Origin of the sequence: Streptomyces sp. SID486 (assembly GCF_009865385.1) — a bacterium.
Classification (GTDB): Bacteria; Actinomycetota; Actinomycetes; order Streptomycetales; family Streptomycetaceae; genus Streptomyces.
In genome coordinates, this window is the sequence record NZ_WWJT01000749.1 from 1 (window position 1) to 17,655 (window position 17,655).

Below are 17,655 nucleotides of genomic sequence, written 5' to 3' on the forward strand. Positions count from 1 at the left end.
ACCCGCATCGGGCCGGCGGGGTCGGCCCGGGGCCGGCGGGGAGCCGGGCGGGGCCCGGAGGTGGATCCTGCGGGGAGCCGGGCGGGGACGCGGACCTGGCGGGGGAGCCAGGCCCGGACGCGGGCCCGGCGGGAGAACCTCCCCGGGCACACGGCCGACAAAAGCCGCGTACCGGCCCACCCCTGTGCGCTGCCGGTCCCATCAGGCAGCATGGCCTGCATGTCCGTTCTCACGCGCGACGAAGCGCAGCTCCGAGCACAGTTCCTCGACGTCCACCGGTACACGGTCGAACTGGACCTCACCACCGGTGACGAGACCTTCGACTCCCGCACCGCGATCCGGTTCACCGCCCGGTCCGACGGGGACACGTTCGTCGAACTGAAGCCCGCCGAACTGCGCAGCGCCACGCTCGACGGACAGCCGCTCGACCCGGAATCGCTGAACGAGGACCGGCTGCCGCTGAAGAACCTCACCGCCGGCGAGCACGAACTGCGCGTCCACGCGGTCATGCGCTACTCCCGCACCGGCGAGGGCATGCACCGCTTCACCGACCCCAGCGACGGTGAGACCTACGTCTACACCCAGATGTTCATGGACGACGTCCAGCGGATCTTCGCCGCCTTCGACCAGCCCGACCTGAAGGCCGTCTTCGACGTCTCGGTCAAGGCACCCGAAGGCTGGACCGTCCTCGCCAACGGTGTCACCGCCCGCCACGCCGACGGCACCTGGCAGGCCGCACCCACCCCGCTGATCTCCACCTACCTGGTCGCCGTCGCCGCCGGCCCCTGGCACTCGGTGCGCACCGAGCACCGCGGCCTGCCCTTCGGCATCCACTGCCGCCGCTCCCTCGCGCCCCACCTCGACACCGACGCCGACGAGATCCTCGACATCACCCGCGCGTGCTTCGACCGCTACCACGAGAAGTTCGAGGAGCCGTACCCCTTCGACTCCTACGACCAGGCGTTCGTCCCCGAGTTCAACGCGGGCGCCATGGAGAACCCGGGCCTGGTCACCTTCCGCGACGACTTCGTCTACCGCTCCGCCGTCACCGACACCGAACGGCAGACCCGCGCCATGGTCATCGCCCACGAGATGGCCCACATGTGGTTCGGCGACCTCGTCACCCTCAAGTGGTGGGACGACATCTGGCTGAACGAGTCCTTCGCCGAGTACATGGGCTACCAGACCACCGCCGAAGCCACGCGCTTCACCGACCCCTGGACCGAGTTCGGCGTCACCCGCAAAGCCTGGGGCTACGACGCCGACCAGCGCCCCACCACCCACCCCGTCGCCCCCGAGAACGTCGACGACACCGCCTCCGCCCTGCTCAACTTCGACGGCATCTCCTACGCCAAGGGCGCCTCCGCGCTGCGCCAGCTGGCCGCCTGGCTCGGCGAGAAGGACTTCCTCACCGGCATCAACACCCACTTCAAGCGGCACAAGTTCGGCAACGCCACCCTCGCCGACTTCATCGACTCCCTCGCCTCGGCCACCGACCGCGACGTGCACGCCTGGGCCGACAGCTGGCTGCGCACCACCGGCGTCGACACCCTCACCCCGGCGATCGCCGCCGCCGACGGCACCTGCACGCTCACCGCCGAACGCACCGGCAGCCGCCCGCACCGCCTCAGCGCCGGCCTCTACGACCACGACGTCGCCGACGAGGGCCGGCTCGTCCTGCGCGAGCGCATCGACCTCGACGTCCCGCAGGCCACCCCGCAGCCCATCGGCAAGCGCCCCGCCCTCGTCCTGCTCAACGACGGCGACATCACCTACGCCAAGGTCCGCTTCGACACCACGTCCTTCGGCACGGTCCGCACCGGGCTGTCCGGCCTGCCCGACCCCCTCACCCGCGCCGTCGTCTGGAACGCCCTGCGGGACGCCGTGCGCGACGGCGAACTCCCGCCCACCGCCTACCTGGAGACGGCCCGCGCCCACCTCCCGCGCGAGACCGACCTCGCCGTCACCCAGGGCGTCCTCGCCTTCGCCGCCGGCCAGCTCACCGAGCAGTACCTGGCCCCCCGGGAGCGGCCCGCCGCCCTCGCCACCCTCACCTCCCTCTGCCGCGACCTGCTGCGGCGCACCGAGGACGGCGACCACCCCGGCCTCCGGCTGATCGCCGTGCGGCACCTGATCGGCGTGGCCGCCCACCCGGAGACCATCGCCGCCTGGCTCGCCGACGGCACCGTGCCCGGCGGACCCGAACTCGACCCCGAGCTGCGCTGGCGCATCCTCGCCCGGCTCGCCGTCCTCGGCGCCACCGACGAGACCGCCATCGCCGCCGAACTGGCCCGCGACCCCAGCGCCACCGGCCAGGAAGGCGCCGCACGCTGCCGCGCCGCCCTGCCCGACCCCGCCGCCAAGCGCACCGCCTGGGAGGCGATGTTCACCGGCGACGACCTGTCCAACTACCTCTTCACGGCCACCGCCCAGGGTTTCTGGCAGCCCGAACAGGCCGACCTGATCGAGGAGTACGTGCCGCGCTTCTACCCGGACGCCGTCGCCCTCGCCGCCCGCCGCGGTCCCGCTATCGCCGTCGCCGCCGGCCGCTGGGCGTTCCCCGCCCACGCCGTCGACGCCGGGAACCTGCGGCTCGGCGAGGAATGCCTGCGCGACGCCGAACTCACCCCGGCCCTGCGCCGCACCCTCGCCGACCGCCTCGACGACCTCGCCCGCGCCCTGCGCGTCCGGGGCGAAGGCGGCGCGGACACCACGCGGTAGACCCACGGACACGGGACGCGGCCGGTCCCCACCACCGGTGCGGGCCCCCGGCCGCCCCCCACGTCGGGGCGGTCGGCAAGCGACCCGTCCGCGGAGGCAGCGGGTGAGCGCAGTGACCGGAGCGACCGGCGACGTCGGGCGCCCTCGCCGACCGGCTCCTCGCCTCGGGACAGCCCGGCCGGTCCCTGACCCGCGACCCCGGGCGGGCCGCCCGGCGCCGGCGGGCCGAGGGCGCGGCGTTCCGGCCCGACGTCCCCGCCGCCGTGTCCACCGGCGCGAGCAGTCTCTTCCCGCATGCACCCCCGCAGATGCCCGAACGGCTGCCGGAAAGCTCCGCGGAGACCGTCGGCACACCCCGGAGATCACCGGCACCGTGGAACGGATCACCTGCACCCCGGCCCGCACCGTCGCCCGCCGGGCCCGCGGCCACGATGGCGGCTTCGGGGGCCGGCCGCTGGCGGCCCGGCGCAACAGGCCCACCCGCTAAGGCAGTACACACTTTCGGGTTCCCTTCACCGGGCTTTCGGGACACAGGGCGCTCTTCCGGTACAAGCTGGAACTCCAACCGCAAGCCGGCAGCCCCGGGCCCCGCAGGCCCGCCGGGCCGACCCGCGCCCCGGAGGAGAGCCCATGAGCGGAGGAGACGTCACGAGCGCGCCCCCGCTCGCCTCCGGACCCGACGGCCCCGACGCGCTGCGACCACTCCTCGCCACCGTGCTCGACGCACTCGCCGCCGGCCGCGCCGAACGCCGCGGCCCCCTGCCCGCCGGCGGACCCCGGGCCGTCACCGCACGCATCACCGAAGCACTCGGCGACGCCCTGCCGGACACCGGCGACCCGGATGCCCTGCACAGCCTCGTACGAGCCCTCGCGGCGGGCGCCGCCGACCCCGCCGACCCGCTCTGCGCCGCCCACCTGCACTGCCCGCCACTCGCCGTGGCCGCCGCCGCCGACCTCGCCGCGAGCGCCCTCAACCCTTCGCTGGACTCCTGGGACCAGGCCCCCGCCGCCTCCGCCCTGGAAGCCGCCGTCGCCCGCACCCTCGCCCGCACGGCCGGCCTCGCCGACGCCCTCGTCACCACCGGCGGCACCGAGTCCAACCAACTCGCCCTGCTCCTCGCCCGCGAGGCCCACGGCAGGGACCTCCGCCTCGTGTGCGGCGCCAATGCCCACCACTCGCTGCCGCGCGCCGCCTGGCTCCTCGGCCTGCCCGACCCCGTCGTGCTCCCCGCGCCCGCCGGCACCCTGGACCCGGCCGCCCTCGACGCCGCCCTCACCGCACACCCCGGCCCCACCCTGGTCGCCGCCACCGCCGGCACCACCGACGCCGGCCTCATCGACCCGCTGCCCGAGATCGCCGGCCTGTGCACCGCCCACGGCGCCCGCCTGCACATCGACGCGGCCTACGGCGGCGGCCTCCTCTTCAGCGACCGCCACCGCGACCGGCTCGCCGGCCTGGAAGCCGCCCACACCGTCACTCTCGACCTGCACAAACTCGGCTGGCAACCCGCGGCCGCCGGCCTCATCGCCGTGGCCCGCCCCGGCGAGCTGGCCGCACTCCACCAACGCGCCGACTACCTCAACGCCGACGACGACACCGAAGCCGGACTCCCCGACCTGCTCGGCCGCTCCCTGCGCACGACCCGCCGCCCCGACATCCTCAAGATCGCCGTCACCCTCAGGACGCTCGGCCGCAGCGGACTGGGCACCCTCGTCGACCAGGTCTGCACCCGGGCCCGCGAGTTCGCCGCACTCGTCCGCGAACACCCCGGCTTCGACCTGTACGACCGCCCCGCCATCAGCACCGTACTGTTCCGCCCCGCCACGGCGGACGACACCGCCGTGGCCACCGTACGCCGACGGCTGCTGCACGAGGGCAGAGCCGTCCTCGGCCGCGCCCGCCTCGACGGCCGGCTCTGGCTCAAGGCCACCGTCCTCAACCCCCACACCCGGCCGGACGACCTGGCCCACCTGCTCGAACTCGTCGAAGGAAGCACCCCCGCATGACCCACCCACCACGCCACGAGCCGGAATCCCCACGCGATCTCGTCGGCATCGGCATCGGCCCCAGCAACCTCTCCCTCGCCGCCCTGGCCCACCCCCTGGCGGAACTCGACGCCGTCTTCTACGAACAACGGCCCGGCTTCGACTGGCACCCCGGCCTGCTCATCGACGGCGCCACGATCCAGGTGCCCTTCCTCGCCGACCTCGTGACCCTCGTCGACCCCAGCAGTCCCTGGAGCTTCCTCAGCTACCTCAGGACCCGCGATCGGCTCTTCCCCTTCTACTTCGCCGAGCGCTTCCACATCCAGCGCGCCGAATACGACGCCTACTGCCGATGGGTCGCCGAAGCGCTGCCCGGACTGCGCTTCCGCCACCAGGTCGACGCCGTCCGCTGGAACCCCGACCGGGACGTCTTCGAAGTCGACCACACCCAGCTCGACGCCGACGGCGAGGCCGAGGCCCTCGGCCGCACCTACACCCGCAACATCGTCCTCGGCGTCGGCACCGTCCCCTACGTGCCCGACCCCCTGCGCCCCCTGGTGGACACCCCCGGCGTACCCGTCGTCCACGCCGCCGACTACCTCGACCACCGCGACTCCGTCCTCGCCGCCGGACACGTCACCGTCGTCGGCTCCGGACAGTCCGGCGCCGAAGTCTTCCTCGACCTGCTCCGGCACCGGCCCGCCGGCCGGGAGAAACTCCACTGGATCGGCCGCACCGAGGCGTTCGCACCGATGGAGTACTCCAAACTCGGCCTGGAGCACTTCACACCCGACTACACCCGCTACTTCCACGCCCTCACCGAACCCGTCCGCGACCGGCTCGTCTCCACCCAGTGGCAACTGCACAAGGGCATCGACGCCGGCACCCTCGCCGCCATCCACGACGAGCTGTACCGGCGCACCCTGCACGGCGGCTGGCCCGACGCCGTCCTCATCCCCGGCGTCCGCGTCCGCACCGCCGGCCGGATCGCCACCACGAAGATCGAACTGCATCTGGAGCACCTCCAGCAGAACAGCCGCTCCCGGCTCACCACCGACGCCGTCGTCCTGGCCACCGGCTACCGCGAACGCCCCCTCGCCCGCCTCCTCGCCGGACTCGACCCCTACGTCCGCCGCGACAGCAGCGAACGCCCCCGCATCGACCAGGACTTCCGCATCATGCTGGACCCCTCGGTCACCGGCTCGGTGTACGTGCAGAACGCCGAACTGCACAGCCACGGCGTCGGCGCCCCCGACCTCGGCCTGGCCGCCTGGCGCAGCGCCACCATCCTGAACGCGGTCACCGGCAAGGAGTCCTACCCCCTGCCTTCCCGTACCGCCTTCACGTCCTTCGGACTGGAGGACCCGGCGGACCGCGTGCCGTCCGCCAGGCAGCCGAAGCGGCTCACCCCACTCGTCGACGGGCTCTAGAAGACCGGCGTGCCGTCCCGGGTGAGCTTCCAGTCCACGGACGCGAAGTCCTTCGGGTCCAGCACACCCTTCGCGGTCACCCACTCCGCGATCCGGGTGCGGATCTCCGTCGACTCCGACCACAGCTCCTTCGCGGTGGCGACATGCGGGAAGGCGCCGCCACCGTTGGCGCGGTAGTTGTTCACCGCGAGGACGAACTGCTGGGCGTCGTCCAGCGCGGCCCCGGCGAAGGTGAGGTTCCTGATCCGCGACCCGGCCGGCTGGGCGATGTCGATGTCGTACGACAGACCCGAGACGTAGTCGTAGTTGTAGTCCGGACGGCCGTTCGCGTTGGTCAGCTTCTCCACGTCCACCACCGCGCCGGCAGCCGTCCGGACGTAGTACTCCGCCGAGTACTCCAGGTAGGCCCGCACCTGGGCGCCCGTCAGCAGCTTGGCCACCAGCGTGTTGTCGTACACGTACAGGCCCGACAGATCCCGGATCGTGACGTCGCCGGCCGGGATCTCGGAGGTCCGGGAGAACGGCGACGCCTGCGCGATCACCGGCAGCGAGGCGTACTCGGTGCCCGCCAGCGCCGCCTTGACCACGTCCTCCTGCACCTTGGTGATCAGATCGATGATGGGCGCGTCCCGGTAACGGGCGTCGACCGTGGTCAGCGTCTGCGTCGCCCGGCCCACGACCTGGTTGACGTACGCGACGACCTTGCGGTGCTCGTCCGTCAGCAGCCGGGTGATCTTCGGGTCGTCGGCGACGGTGCGTGAGTCACGCAGGGACGCGGAGACCGACTCGACCTCCCAGCGCCCCTTGTCGAACGCCAGCTCGATGTCGAACAGGGTGAGCCGCTCGGCGTAGCACAGCGGTTCGGACAGTACGACGGTCCGGCCCGTGTGGTCGTTGACGACCTTCAGTTCCGGGATCTCCACATGCGCGTGCCCCACCAGGATCGCGTCGATCCCCGGCACCTGCTTCGCCACGTTGGCCGCCGCGTTCTCCACGTACGGCACCTGGTCGCCGTACGACGACGTGCCCGAGGCGCCCGAGTGCGCCGAGACGACCACCACGTCGGCACCCATCGACCGCAGCTTCGGCACCCACTTGGCGGCCTGCTCCTCCAGACCGGGGAACGCCAGCCTGCCCTGCACATATGCCTTGTCCCAGATCGCGATCCCCGGGTTCGTCAGGCCCAGGACCGCGACCTTCACCGGCCTGGCACCCGGCACGTGGAACGTCTTCATGACGTACGGCGGGAACGCGGGCCGCAGCGTCTTCGCGTCGACGGCGTTGGCGCCGAGCAGCGGAAAGCGGAGCTGGGACTCGAACTTCCGCAGCGTCTCGATGCCGTAGTTGAACTCGTGATTGCCGAGCGCGGCGGCGTCGTACCCGATCGCGTTCATCGCCTGCGCCATCGGGTGCACCGGGCCGCCCTTGGCGGTGATCGGGTCCACCTTGGCGTAGTAGTAGGCCAGCGGAGTGCCCTGGATGGTGTCACCGGCGTCCAGCAGCAGCGTGTTGCAGCGGCCCTTCTCCTCGCGCACCTGGTTCACCAGCGTCGAGATGCGCGCCAGCCCCATCGCGTTACCGGCCGCGTCGGAGTACTCCGCGTCCTTGAAGTAGTCCCAGTTGAACACGTGGCCGTGCAGGTCGGTGGTGCCCATGACGGTCAGGGAGTACCGCTTCACGGGGTGGTGCCCGTGGCCGTGCCCGGGCCGGCCGGCCTGCGCCGCCTCGGCCGCCGGAGCCGCCGCCACGCCGGTGACCGCCGCTCCCGCTCCGGTGGCGGCGGACTTCTGCAGGAACGTGCGGCGGTTCAAGGGCATCTCCGGGTCTCCTCGGGCGCAGGGTTCGACAACGCGCGTAGATTCTGTCCTGAACATGACCTACGGCAACAGGTCCGGGAGATTGCGATCTGGTGACCATCGCTCATAGGAGCGGGGCACGGCACAATTCAACACTTGTCAATAAGCCTTTGCCCAATGTCTGTTGAGTGGTCACACGGGCCCGATTGTCTACCCGCAAGTAAGGCATAGGCTCGGAAACATGCGCCGAGCAAAGATCGTCTGCACTCTGGGGCCCGCCACCGACTCGTACGACCAGATCAAGGCACTCGTCGAGGCCGGAATGGACATCGCCCGGTTCAACCTCAGCCACGGCACCCACGCCGAACACGAGGAGCGCTACCAGCGCGTACGCAAGGCCGCCGACGAGACCGGCCGCAGCGTCGGGATCCTCGCCGACCTTCAGGGTCCGAAGATCCGGCTCGGCCGCTTCCGCGAAGGCCCCGTACTCCTTGAACGCGGCGACACCTTCACCATCACCGTCGAGGACGGCGCCGAAGGCGACCGCCACCGGTGCGGCACCACCTACGCCGGCCTCGCCACCGACGTCACCCCCGGCGAACGCGTCCTCGTGGACGACGGCAAGGTCTGCCTGGAGGTCACCGCCGTCGACGGCCCCCGCGTCCGCACGCGGGTGATCGAGGGCGGCGTGGTCTCCGACCACAAAGGGCTGAACCTCCCCGGCGTCGCCGTGTCCGTCCCCGCCCTCTCCAAGAAGGACGAGGACGACCTGCGCTGGGCCCTGCGCACCGGGTTCGACGTCGTCGCCCTCTCCTTCGTGCGCAGCGGCGACGACGCCCGCGACGTCCACCGGATCATGGCCGACGAGGGCCGCCGCCTCCCGGTGATCGCCAAGGTCGAGAAGCCCCAGGCCGTGGAGAACCTCGACGGCATCGTGGCCGCCTTCGACGGGCTCATGGTCGCCCGCGGCGACCTGGGCGTCGAGATGCCGCTCGAACAGGTGCCCATCGTCCAGAAACGCGCCGTCAAACTCGCCAAGCGCAACGCCAAGCCCGTGATCGTCGCCACCCAGATGCTGGACTCGATGATCGACAACTCCCGCCCCACCCGCGCCGAGGCGTCCGACGTCGCCAACGCCGTCCTCGACGGCACGGACGCGGTCATGCTCTCCGGCGAGACCAGTGTCGGCAAACACCCCGTCGAGACCGTCCGCACCATGGCGAAGATCGTCGCCGCCGCGGAGGAGGACATGCTCGCCAAGGGCCTGCCCCCGCTCACCGAACTCGACAAGCCGCGCACCCAGGGCGGCGCCGTCGCCCGCGCCGCCGCCGAGATGGGCGACTTCCTCGGCGCGAAGTTCCTCGTCGCGTTCACCCAGTCGGGAGACACCGCCCGTCGGCTCTCCCGCTACCGCTCACCCATTCCCCTGCTCGCCTTCACCCCCGAACCGGCCACCCGCTCCCAGCTCAGCCTCACCTGGGGCGCCGAGACGTTCCTCGGCCCGCACGTGGACTCCACGGACGCCATGGTCGACCAGGTGGACGAACTCCTGCTGAAGTACGGCCGCTGCCGTCAGGGCGACATCGTGGTCATCACGGCGGGGTCCCCGCCCGGGGTCTCCGGTTCGACCAACATGGTCCGGGTCCATCACATCGGGGAGGACGACAGTCCCAAGTGACGCACGGGCGGTCTTCCGCGCCGGCAAGTCGTGACCTTGGGATCCAAGGAAAAGTGCCCCGGGTGGGACTCGAACCCACACTGAATACCTTTTGAGGGTATCGTCTCTGCCGATTGGACTACCGGAGCTCCTGCGAATCGCAGATTTAACCCGACCCGCTGCCCGTCCACCATACCGCAGCTGGGTAGGCTCTTGTCAGCAGTACCCCTGCCCTGAACGAGGAGCTCCCGTGACCGCCGAGTCGCCCCAGCCCGTAGACGCGCCCGACGACGACAAGTCGCACGTGCCTCCGCTGACGACCCGTGTCGTCATCGCCGAGGACGAGGCGTTGATCCGCCTCGATCTCAAAGAGATGCTGGAGGAGGAGGGGTACACCGTCGTCGGTGAGGCCGGCGACGGTGAGCAGGCGGTCGAGCTGGCCCGCGAGCACCGGCCGGACCTGGTCATCCTGGACGTGAAGATGCCGAAACTGGACGGCATCTCGGCGGCGGAGAAGATCGCCGAGGAGTCCATCGCGCCGGTCCTGATGCTCACCGCCTTCTCGCAGCGCGACCTCGTGGAGCGGGCCCGGGACGCCGGTGCCATGGCCTACCTGGTCAAGCCGTTCAGCAAGAGCGACGTGGTGCCGGCGATCGAGATGGCCGTCTCCCGGTTCACCGAGCTGAAGCAGCTGGAGCGGGAGGTCGCCGACCTCACGCTGCGGCTGGAGACCCGCAAGCTGGTCGACCGTGCGAAGTCGATCCTGCAGACCGAGTACGGCCTGACCGAGCCGGCCGCGTTCCGCTGGATCCAGAAGACGTCCATGGACCGCCGGATGTCGATGCAGCAGGTCGCCGAGGCGGTCATCGCGGACAGCGACGAGAAGAAGTCCTCGAAGAACGGCTGAGCGCCGCACGCTCATGGCGAGGCCCGCGCCCCGGAGAAGGGGGCGCGGGCCTCGCCGTGTGCGGGGTCAGTCCTCGCCGAGGTAGGCCTTGCGGACCGACTCGTCGTGCAGCAGGTCCTGGCCGGTGCCGGAGAGGACGACGTTGCCGACCTCCATGACGTGACCCTGGTCGGCCAGGGAGAGCGCCGCCTGGGCGTTCTGCTCGACGAGCAGGATGGTGGTGCCCTGGGACTTCAGTTCGGCGATCGTCGCCATGATCTTCTGCATCATGATGGGGGACAGCCCCATCGACGGTTCGTCGAGCATCAGCAGCTTGGGCTGGGACATCAGCGCCCTGCCCATGGCGAGCATCTGCTGCTCGCCGCCCGAGAGGGTGCCCGCGGCCTGCTTGCGGCGTTCCCCGAGGATGGGGAAGAGGTCGTAGGCGCGCTGGATGTCCTTCTCGATGCCGGGCTTGTCGTTGCGCAGGAAGGCGCCGAGACGCAGGTTGTCCTCGATGCTCATGCGGGGGAAGATGTGCCGGCCCTCGGGGGAGTGGGCGAGGCCGAGGGAGACGATCTGGTGGGGCGGGATCTTCTTCAGCGATCTGCCGTTGAACCTGATCTGGCCGCCGACCGGCTTGAGCAGTCCGGACAGGGTGCGCAGGGTGGTGGTCTTTCCGGCGCCGTTGGTGCCGATGAGGGTGACCACTTGGCCGGCCTCGACCTTGAAGGAGATGCCCTTGACGGCTTCGATCTTGCCGTAGGCGACCCGGAGGTCCTCCACCTCGAGCAGTGCGGTCATCGGTCGTCCTCCTTGCCGGGCGCGGCGTCCGTCGTGGTGTCGGCCGGGCCGCCGGCGGGTGCCTCGGCTGCGGGGCCGGCGGGTGCCTCGGCCTCCGTGTCGGCGGGTGCCTTGGCCGCGGTGGTGGTCCCGGCGTGGGCCTCGGCGGCTTCCACCTCGGCCACTTCCTCGGCGCCGGGTGCGTCCTCGAAGGGTTCACCGAGGTAGGCGGCGATGACGCGTTCGTCACCCTGGACGGTGGCGCTGTCGCCCTCGATGAGCTTCTCGCCCTGGACGAGCACGGCCACGCGGTCGCACAGGTTGAAGATGAAGCGCATGTCGTGCTCGATGACGAGGACGGCGATGCCCATGTCGCGGATGGCGAAGACGAGTTCCTCGGTGGTCCGGGTCTCCTGGGGGTTCATGCCGGCCGTGGGCTCGTCGAGGAGCAGCAGCCCGGGTTCGCTGGCCAGGGCGCGGGCGATCTCCAGCTTGCGCTGTTCGCCGTAGGGGAGGTTGCGGGCCAGGTGTTCGGACTTGTGGTCCAGGCCGACGAACCGGAGGAGTTCCATGGCCCGGTCCTTGGATGCCTTCTCGGCCTTGTGGAAGCCCGGGCCGCGCAGGACGGCGGACCAGAAGCCCTCTTTGGTGCGGGTGTGCCGGCCGACGAGGACGTTCTCCAGGACGGTCATGTTGGCGAAGAGCCTGATGTTCTGGAAGGTCCGGGCGATGCCGGCGGCGGTGACCTTGAAGGACTTGGGCGGCAGGACGTCGCCCTTGTAGCGGACTTCGCCTTCGGTGGGGACGTACAGGCCGGTCAGGCAGTTGAAGAAGGTGGTCTTCCCGGCGCCGTTGGGGCCGATGAGGCCGACGATCTCGCCGGCGTTGACGGTGAGGTCGACGCCGCGTACGGCGGTGAGGCCGCCGAAGCGCATGGTCACGCCGCGGGCGTCGAGGACCGTCTCGCCGGGGGTGGCGGGTGCGGCGGCGGTGTCCTTGGTGGTGGTGTCGGTGGTCATGGTGGTCAGGCCCCCGCCTTCGTCAGGAGGGTGGGCGCTTCGGCATCTTCGTGGAACTCGAGCTGGCGGCGCCGGTTGGGGATGAGGCCCTCGGGGCGGAACCGCATGAGCAGGATGAGTGCGAGGCCGAAGGCGAAGAGCTGGTAGTTGCCGAGGAACTGGAGCTTGTTGGGGATCAGGAAGAGCAGCGCCGCGCCGATGAGGGGTCCGCTGATGGTGCCCATGCCGCCGAGGACGACCGCGGCGAGCAGGAACGCCGAGTTGGGCGGGATGGGGCCGGCGAACAGGTACTGCTCGGGTGTCACCGTGTAGGTGACGTGGGCCTGTACGGTGCCCGCGAGTCCGGCGAGGGAGGCGCCGACGGCGAAGGCGATGAGCTTGACGCGGAAGCCGTTGATGCCCATGGCCAGGGCGGCGGTCTCGTCCTCGCGGATGGCGACCCACGCGCGCCCGATGCGGGAGTTGCCGCTGCGGCGGAAGACCAGCACCACGACGGCGGTGATGAGCAGCATCAGGAAGAAGTAGTTGGCGAACCGGCCGATGGTGAAGCCGCCCATGTCGTGCTGGGCGCCGAAGTCGAAGCCGAGGACGTCGAGGTTCGGGATGGAGGAGACGCCGTTGGAGCCGTTGGTGATGTCGGGCCCGGAGGTGCCGTCGAGGTTGTTCGCCGTGATGCGGAAGATCTCACCGAAGCCGAGGGTGACGATGGCGAGGTAGTCGCCACGCAGCCGCAGCGTGGGGGCGCCGATCAGTACGCCGAAGACCAGGGAGGCGGCGGCGCCGACGAGCACGGCGGCCCAGAACGGGAAGTGCACGTCGAAGGGGGAGCTGGGGGAGCCGGAGACCAGGGACGCGGCGTAGGCGCCGACACCGAGGAAGGCGACGTATCCGAGGTCGAGGAGTCCGGCGAGGCCGACGACGATGTTCAGGCCGAGGGCGACGGTGGCGAAGATGAGGATGTAGACGCCGAGGGTGGCGTACTGGTCGTCGGTCTGGGTGAAGGGGAACAGCGCGGCCGCGACGAAGGCGCCGGCGGTGGTGATGTTCTGGTGCCGGGCGGTGATCTGGGACGCCTGGGCGATCAGGCCGGCCTTGTTGAGGGCGGCGAAGCCGAAGCCCGCGGTGATGAGGAAGCCGATGAACAGTTCGTCGTACTCGGTGCCGATGCCGTAGGTGAAGACGAGGAGGCCGAGCGCGAGGATCGCGACGATGATCAGGATCTCGGCGTACGGGGGCAGGGCGCGCACGGGCCGGGGTGATCCGGCGGAGAAGACGGCCTTGACGGTCTCCCACTTGTACGCGGCGGCGTGCTTGAACTTCTCCCACCCGGTGTCGTCGGGGTCGATCGGCTCGGGCTCGGGCCGCTGGAAGGGCAGGGAGAGGGCACCGGCCAGGGCGGCGAGGCTGGCGACGGCGACGAGGTAGCCGCCGGGCTCGAGGTTGACGACTCCGCCGAGGTCGGTGCTGATGGCGATGACCGTGTACCAGCCGGTGGCGAAGGTGGCCAGAGTGGCGAAGCGCAGGGCTCCGTCGGGTCCGGCGGGCGTCAGCCAGCGCAGGCCGCGGACGCCGTAGGAGGCCAGGGCGAACAGGGTGGCGAGGAGCGCGCCGACGAGGACGAGGACCTGCAGGCCGCCCGGGTAGCCGTAGACGGTGAGGTCGCCGGGGAAGTCGGCGGTCCAGGTCCAGGCCAGGAAGGTGGAGACGATGGTCAGCGCGCTGCCGCCGAGGGCGAGGGCGCGGGCGGCCTTCTCGGGGAGCGGGAGCAGGCCGGCGGGGGTGTCGGCGTTGCGGGCGCCGGGGGTGTCGGGTGCGGTGGTCTGTGTGGTCATCGGTGTCACGCCCTGTCCGCGACGCGCTCGCCGAGCAGGCCCTGTGGCCTGAACAGCAGTACGAGGATGAGGAGTACGAAGGCCCAGACGTCGGCCCAGGACTGGCTGCCGAACTTGTCCATGCCGGGGATGTCGGCGATGTAGGCGGTGGCGAGGGTTTCTGCGACGCCGAGGACGACGCCGCCGATCATGGCGCCGTAGATGTTGCCGATGCCGCCGAGGACGGCCGCGGTGAAGGCCTTGAGGCCGAGGATGAAGCCCATGCGGAAGTTGATCTCGCCGTACTTCAGTCCGTAGGCGACGGCTCCGACGGCGGCGAACGCGGCGCCGAGGGCGAACGCGATGACGATGATGCGGTCGGTGTTGACGCCCATCAGCTTCGCGGTGTCGGGGTCCTGGGCGGTGGCCTGCATGCCGCGGCCGGTGCGGGTCTTCATCACGAAGTAGGCGAGGATCGCCATGCTGATGGGGGCGGCGGAGACCAGGAAGATGTCACCGGTCTGGATCGTGACGCTGCCGATCTCGAAGGGGCCGCCTTCGATCTGCGGGAAGGTGCGCGCGGACTTCGCCTCCGGGTACCAGGCCCACACCGCCTGCTGGAGCGCGAGGGAGAGGCCGATGGCGGTGATGAGGGGGGCGAGGCGTGGGGCGGTGCGGAGGGGCCGGTAGGCGAACCGTTCCGCCCCGACGGCGATGGCCACCGCGACGAGGACGGCACCGATGATCATCAGTGGCAGTGCGAGCCACATGCTGGTGCCGCCGGGGAGCCAGAGCCAGACGGTGAGAGCGCCGAACGCTCCCGTCATGAATATCTCGCCATGGGCGAAGTTGATGAGCTGGACGATGCCGTAGACCATTGTGTAGCCGATGGCGACCAGCCCGTACATGGATCCTAGTAGCAGGCCGTTGACCAGCTGCTGCGGCAGTTCGTTCACCGCATGTCCTCCGAGCGTTCGGAAAGTGCGAGGGATGTGGCCGGATGTGAGTGCGCGCGGGGCGCCAGTGGAACAGCGCCCCGCGCGGCTCTTGAGTGGTTCAGGCGTGGGTCAGCCGGAGTAGGTACCGGACTTGACGGTCACCCAGGCACCGTTCTTCACGGCGTAGACGGTGAGCTGCTTGTTGGTGGCGTCGCCGTACTCGTCGAAGGAGACCTTGCCGGTCACGCCGTCGAAGGACACGCCCTGCATGGCTTCGGTGATCTTCGCGCGGGCGTCGGAAGGAAGCTCGCCGCCGTTGGCGTCGACGACCTTCTTCACGGCCTCGATGATCGCCCAGGCGGAGTCGTAGGCGTAGCCGCCGTAGGCGGAGTACTCCTCCTTGTAGCCGCCGGCCTTGTAGTCGGCGACGAACTGCTTGGCGGAGGGCAGCTCCTCGACGGGGGCGCCGACCGAGGTGGCGAGGTCGCCGGTGCCCTGCGGGCCGGCGAGCTTCATGAACGTGTCGTCCTTGATGCCGTCGCCGCCGACGAGCGGGATCTTGGCGCCGGCGGCCTTGATCTGCTTGCTCAGCGGGCCGGCCTGCGGGTACTCGCCGCCGTAGTAGACGACCTCGGCACCGGAGTTCTTCACCTTGGTGGCGACCGCGGAGAAGTCCTTGGCGTCGGGGTTGATGTGCTCGGTGCCGACCACCTTGCCGCCGAGCTTCTTGTACTCCGCGGTGAAGGTGGCGGCGAGGCCGGAGCCGTAGGTCTTCTTGTCGTCGATGACGAAGACCTTCTTCTTCTTGGCCTCGTTGAAGACGTACTGGGCGGCGAACGGGCCCTGGATGGCGTCCGTGGTCGCGGTGCGGAAGTACGACTTGTAGCCGCGGACCTTCTTGTTCTGCCAGTCCTGGCCCTGGGTGAGGGCCGGGCCGGTGTTGGCCGGCGAGACCTGGACCAGTTTGGCGTCGTCGAAGACCTTCTGCATCGACTCGGCGACCGAGGAGTTCAGCGGGCCGACGACTCCGAGGACCTCCTTCTCGCTGACGAACTTGGAGGCGTTCTGCTGGCCGGCGGAGGGCTGCGCCTGGTCGTCGGCGGCTTCGATCTTGAAGGTGACGCCCTTGACGAAGTTCTGCTTGTTGGCGTTCTTGGTGGCGAGGTCCGCCGAGTTCTTGATGCCGAGGCCCATGGCGGACAGGTCGCCGGTCAGGGGGGCGTCGACGCCGATGACGACGGTGGTGCCGCCGTTGCCGGAGTCCGAGCCCTTCTTGTCGCCGCTGTCGCGCGAGCCGCAGGCGGTGAGGGTGAGCGCTCCCGCCGCCAGCGCGGCGGTGATGGCGATAAGCGAACGTTGACGCACGATCAGTCCTTTCCCCAGGCACAACCGCCTCCCCATGGAAGCGGCCGAGTCGCGCGCCGCGCTGAATTTTGAACTTACGAAGGCGCGGTGACTGGCCGTGACTCTAAGCGTGTGTGGGGAACGTGGAGGAGTGTCTGACCGAGGCTGTGACGCTCTTGTTATGACACGGCGTATTGCACAGCGGTACTTCGTGGGCGGGAAGGCGGAATTCAGGTGGATTCGTGACGTCCGCATTCTGAGAACCCGCAGGACTCGGCATGATCGAACCAGGTGTCTCGGCTGTTTTGCTGATTACATATGCCTGTTGCCGCAGGCGACTTCCAGAGCCTGGGAGAGGTGCTGTGCGTAGCGGCTGCCCAGGATGAAGCTTTGCTCCTGTATTGCACGCACATTACGCAGAGTTACGTCCAGGAAAGGGAGGCTGGCGTTCCTGGGGGCTTTTCCGCATTTCGTCACGTGCATCGTTATCGTGATCTTGCGGGCGGAACCGGCCTTTGTCTGGAACGGAACGCGGGGTTCCGTGGTCAGCGTCAGCCCCGCGTACGGCTGCGTCACCCGCGTCACGGTGACGGGCGGTCCCGACGTCACGCTCAGTAGGACGGAGAAGCTGAAGCTGCGTGGCGGGGCGTGCGCGGGGGTGGTGCGGCCGTCGAGGAAGGTGACGTCCACGGCCTGGACGGGGTAGGGCACCTGGGGGCGCGGGCGTTCGGGATGCGGCGGCGGCGCCGGCGGTCGCGGGCGGGTGGCGTGGAGATAGCCGCCGCCTCCCAGGAGGACGGCCGCGGCGAGCAGGGCGAGGGTGATCCGCCGGTGGCGGGCGTACCACGCCGTCAGCGCCGTGTGCGCCCGTCCCCTCGCCGGCCGCGGGCCCGCTGCGGGCCGGCCGTCCCGCGCGCGGGTGCCCTCACCGGGCTCCAGCGGACCGATGCCGCTCATGACCAGGGGCTTTTGGCCGGGGTCCCGTGGCGATAGCGGGCGGCGCAGGCCGTACGGGCCTGACGCCCCATCAAACTCACCGCGGCGCTGGCGCCTTGGCGCCGCCTGACGGCTCGTCCGGCGTCCACGACGTCCCTCAGGATCTCGTACTGCCCGTGGGACAGGCCCATCGACTGGTAGTCGCCGTAGGTGTCGCCGTCGAGCGCCTCGCGGGCCCAGTGGACGACGAGCCGGGTGCACAGGTCGGCGCCGGGGGCCGCGGCAGGGGGCCCGGTACCGGCGGTCGGGGGGCCGGCGGGGGCCGCGGGGGCGGCGCACGCCGTCGCG

Annotated in this window: 13 protein-coding genes and 1 tRNA gene; 5 read left to right on the forward strand and 9 right to left on the reverse strand. The window is 70.5% G+C overall.

The features are described 5' to 3' along the window. Window positions 1–219 precede the first annotated feature (219 nt). The 3 genes from pepN to GT045_RS35175 all read left to right on the forward strand — a co-directional run bounded on the left by pepN (window position 220) and on the right by GT045_RS35175 (window position 6,137). Complete coding sequence (gene pepN / locus GT045_RS35165; protein WP_161336702.1) at window positions 220–2,721, forward strand: aminopeptidase N; 2,502 nt, start codon at window positions 220–222, stop codon at window positions 2,719–2,721. Between the two features lie 630 nt (window positions 2,722–3,351). Continuing rightward, on the forward strand, window positions 3,352–4,728 hold the full coding sequence (locus tag GT045_RS35170) for an aminotransferase class V-fold PLP-dependent enzyme (RefSeq protein ID WP_161336703.1): 1,377 nt from the start codon (window positions 3,352–3,354) through the stop codon (window positions 4,726–4,728). Beyond that, window positions 4,725–6,137 (forward strand): SidA/IucD/PvdA family monooxygenase, encoded by a 1,413-nt coding sequence (locus GT045_RS35175; RefSeq protein ID WP_161288137.1) that lies wholly within the window; start codon window positions 4,725–4,727, stop codon window positions 6,135–6,137. The genes GT045_RS35170 and GT045_RS35175 overlap by 4 nt, the downstream gene beginning before the upstream one ends. On the opposite strand, the gene GT045_RS35180 is transcribed toward GT045_RS35175, so the two are convergent. Next, window positions 6,134–7,954 (reverse strand): 5'-nucleotidase C-terminal domain-containing protein, encoded by a 1,821-nt coding sequence (locus GT045_RS35180; RefSeq protein ID WP_161336704.1) that lies wholly within the window; start codon window positions 7,952–7,954, stop codon window positions 6,134–6,136. The genes GT045_RS35175 and GT045_RS35180 overlap by 4 nt on opposite strands. A 220-nt stretch (window positions 7,955–8,174) precedes the next feature. Here GT045_RS35180 and pyk point away from each other — a divergent pair, with 220 nt between their 5' ends. Beyond that, entirely contained in the window at window positions 8,175–9,611 is a 1,437-nt protein-coding gene (gene pyk, locus GT045_RS35185; RefSeq protein ID WP_161288713.1) for a pyruvate kinase, read from the forward strand. Window positions 9,612–9,665: 54 nt separating this feature from the next. Here pyk and GT045_RS35190 read toward each other — a convergent pair. Continuing rightward, window positions 9,666–9,739, reverse strand: a tRNA-Leu gene (locus tag GT045_RS35190). A 101-nt stretch (window positions 9,740–9,840) separates the two neighbouring features. Here GT045_RS35190 and GT045_RS35195 point away from each other — a divergent pair. Next, complete coding sequence (locus GT045_RS35195; protein ID WP_161288711.1) at window positions 9,841–10,497, forward strand: response regulator; 657 nt, start codon at window positions 9,841–9,843, stop codon at window positions 10,495–10,497. Between the two features lie 66 nt (window positions 10,498–10,563). On the opposite strand, the gene GT045_RS35200 is transcribed toward GT045_RS35195, so the two are convergent. From GT045_RS35200 to GT045_RS35230, 7 genes are all read right to left on the reverse strand, one after another. Further along, on the reverse strand, window positions 10,564–11,280 hold the full coding sequence (locus GT045_RS35200) for an ABC transporter ATP-binding protein (protein ID WP_161288709.1): 717 nt from the start codon (window positions 11,278–11,280) through the stop codon (window positions 10,564–10,566). Next, on the reverse strand, window positions 11,277–12,278 hold the full coding sequence (locus tag GT045_RS35205; RefSeq protein ID WP_161336705.1) for an ABC transporter ATP-binding protein: 1,002 nt from the start codon (window positions 12,276–12,278) through the stop codon (window positions 11,277–11,279). The genes GT045_RS35200 and GT045_RS35205 overlap by 4 nt, the downstream gene beginning before the upstream one ends. A 5-nt stretch (window positions 12,279–12,283) precedes the next feature. Next, a complete protein-coding gene (locus tag GT045_RS35210) occupies window positions 12,284–14,110 on the reverse strand; it encodes a branched-chain amino acid ABC transporter permease (protein ID WP_161288705.1) in 1,827 nt (608 codons plus the stop codon). A 5-nt stretch (window positions 14,111–14,115) separates the two neighbouring features. Further along, window positions 14,116–15,045 (reverse strand): branched-chain amino acid ABC transporter permease, encoded by a 930-nt coding sequence (locus GT045_RS35215; protein WP_161288703.1) that lies wholly within the window; start codon window positions 15,043–15,045, stop codon window positions 14,116–14,118. 111 nt (window positions 15,046–15,156) lie between these two features. Further along, window positions 15,157–16,392 (reverse strand): branched-chain amino acid ABC transporter substrate-binding protein, encoded by a 1,236-nt coding sequence (locus GT045_RS35220; RefSeq protein ID WP_161288701.1) that lies wholly within the window; start codon window positions 16,390–16,392, stop codon window positions 15,157–15,159. Window positions 16,393–16,683: 291 nt separating this feature from the next. Further along, entirely contained in the window at window positions 16,684–17,328 is a 645-nt protein-coding gene (locus tag GT045_RS35225) for a Tat pathway signal sequence domain protein (protein ID WP_161288699.1), read from the reverse strand. Further along, window positions 17,325–17,655 (reverse strand): hypothetical protein (locus GT045_RS35230; protein ID WP_161336706.1); only part of this gene is annotated, 331 nt, incomplete at its 5' end. The genes GT045_RS35230 and GT045_RS35225, both read right to left, overlap by 4 nt.

Excerpts from the sequence above, each read along its gene's own strand:
- GT045_RS35205 (WP_161336705.1), bottom strand. The coding sequence starts at position 12,278 with ATGACCACCGACACCACCACCAAGGACACCGCCGCCGCACCCGCCACC.
- GT045_RS35170 (WP_161336703.1), top strand. The coding sequence starts at position 3,352 with ATGAGCGGAGGAGACGTCACGAGCGCGCCCCCGCTCGCCTCCGGACCC.
- GT045_RS35180 (WP_161336704.1), bottom strand. The coding sequence starts at position 7,954 with ATGCCCTTGAACCGCCGCACGTTCCTGCAGAAGTCCGCCGCCACCGGA.
- GT045_RS35175 (WP_161288137.1), top strand. The coding sequence starts at position 4,725 with ATGACCCACCCACCACGCCACGAGCCGGAATCCCCACGCGATCTCGTC.
- GT045_RS35200 (WP_161288709.1), bottom strand. The coding sequence starts at position 11,280 with ATGACCGCACTGCTCGAGGTGGAGGACCTCCGGGTCGCCTACGGCAAG.
- GT045_RS35210 (WP_161288705.1), bottom strand. The coding sequence starts at position 14,110 with ATGACCACACAGACCACCGCACCCGACACCCCCGGCGCCCGCAACGCC.
- pyk (WP_161288713.1), top strand. The coding sequence starts at position 8,175 with ATGCGCCGAGCAAAGATCGTCTGCACTCTGGGGCCCGCCACCGACTCG.
- pepN (WP_161336702.1), top strand. The coding sequence starts at position 220 with ATGTCCGTTCTCACGCGCGACGAAGCGCAGCTCCGAGCACAGTTCCTC.
- GT045_RS35225 (WP_161288699.1), bottom strand. The coding sequence starts at position 17,328 with ATGAGCGGCATCGGTCCGCTGGAGCCCGGTGAGGGCACCCGCGCGCGG.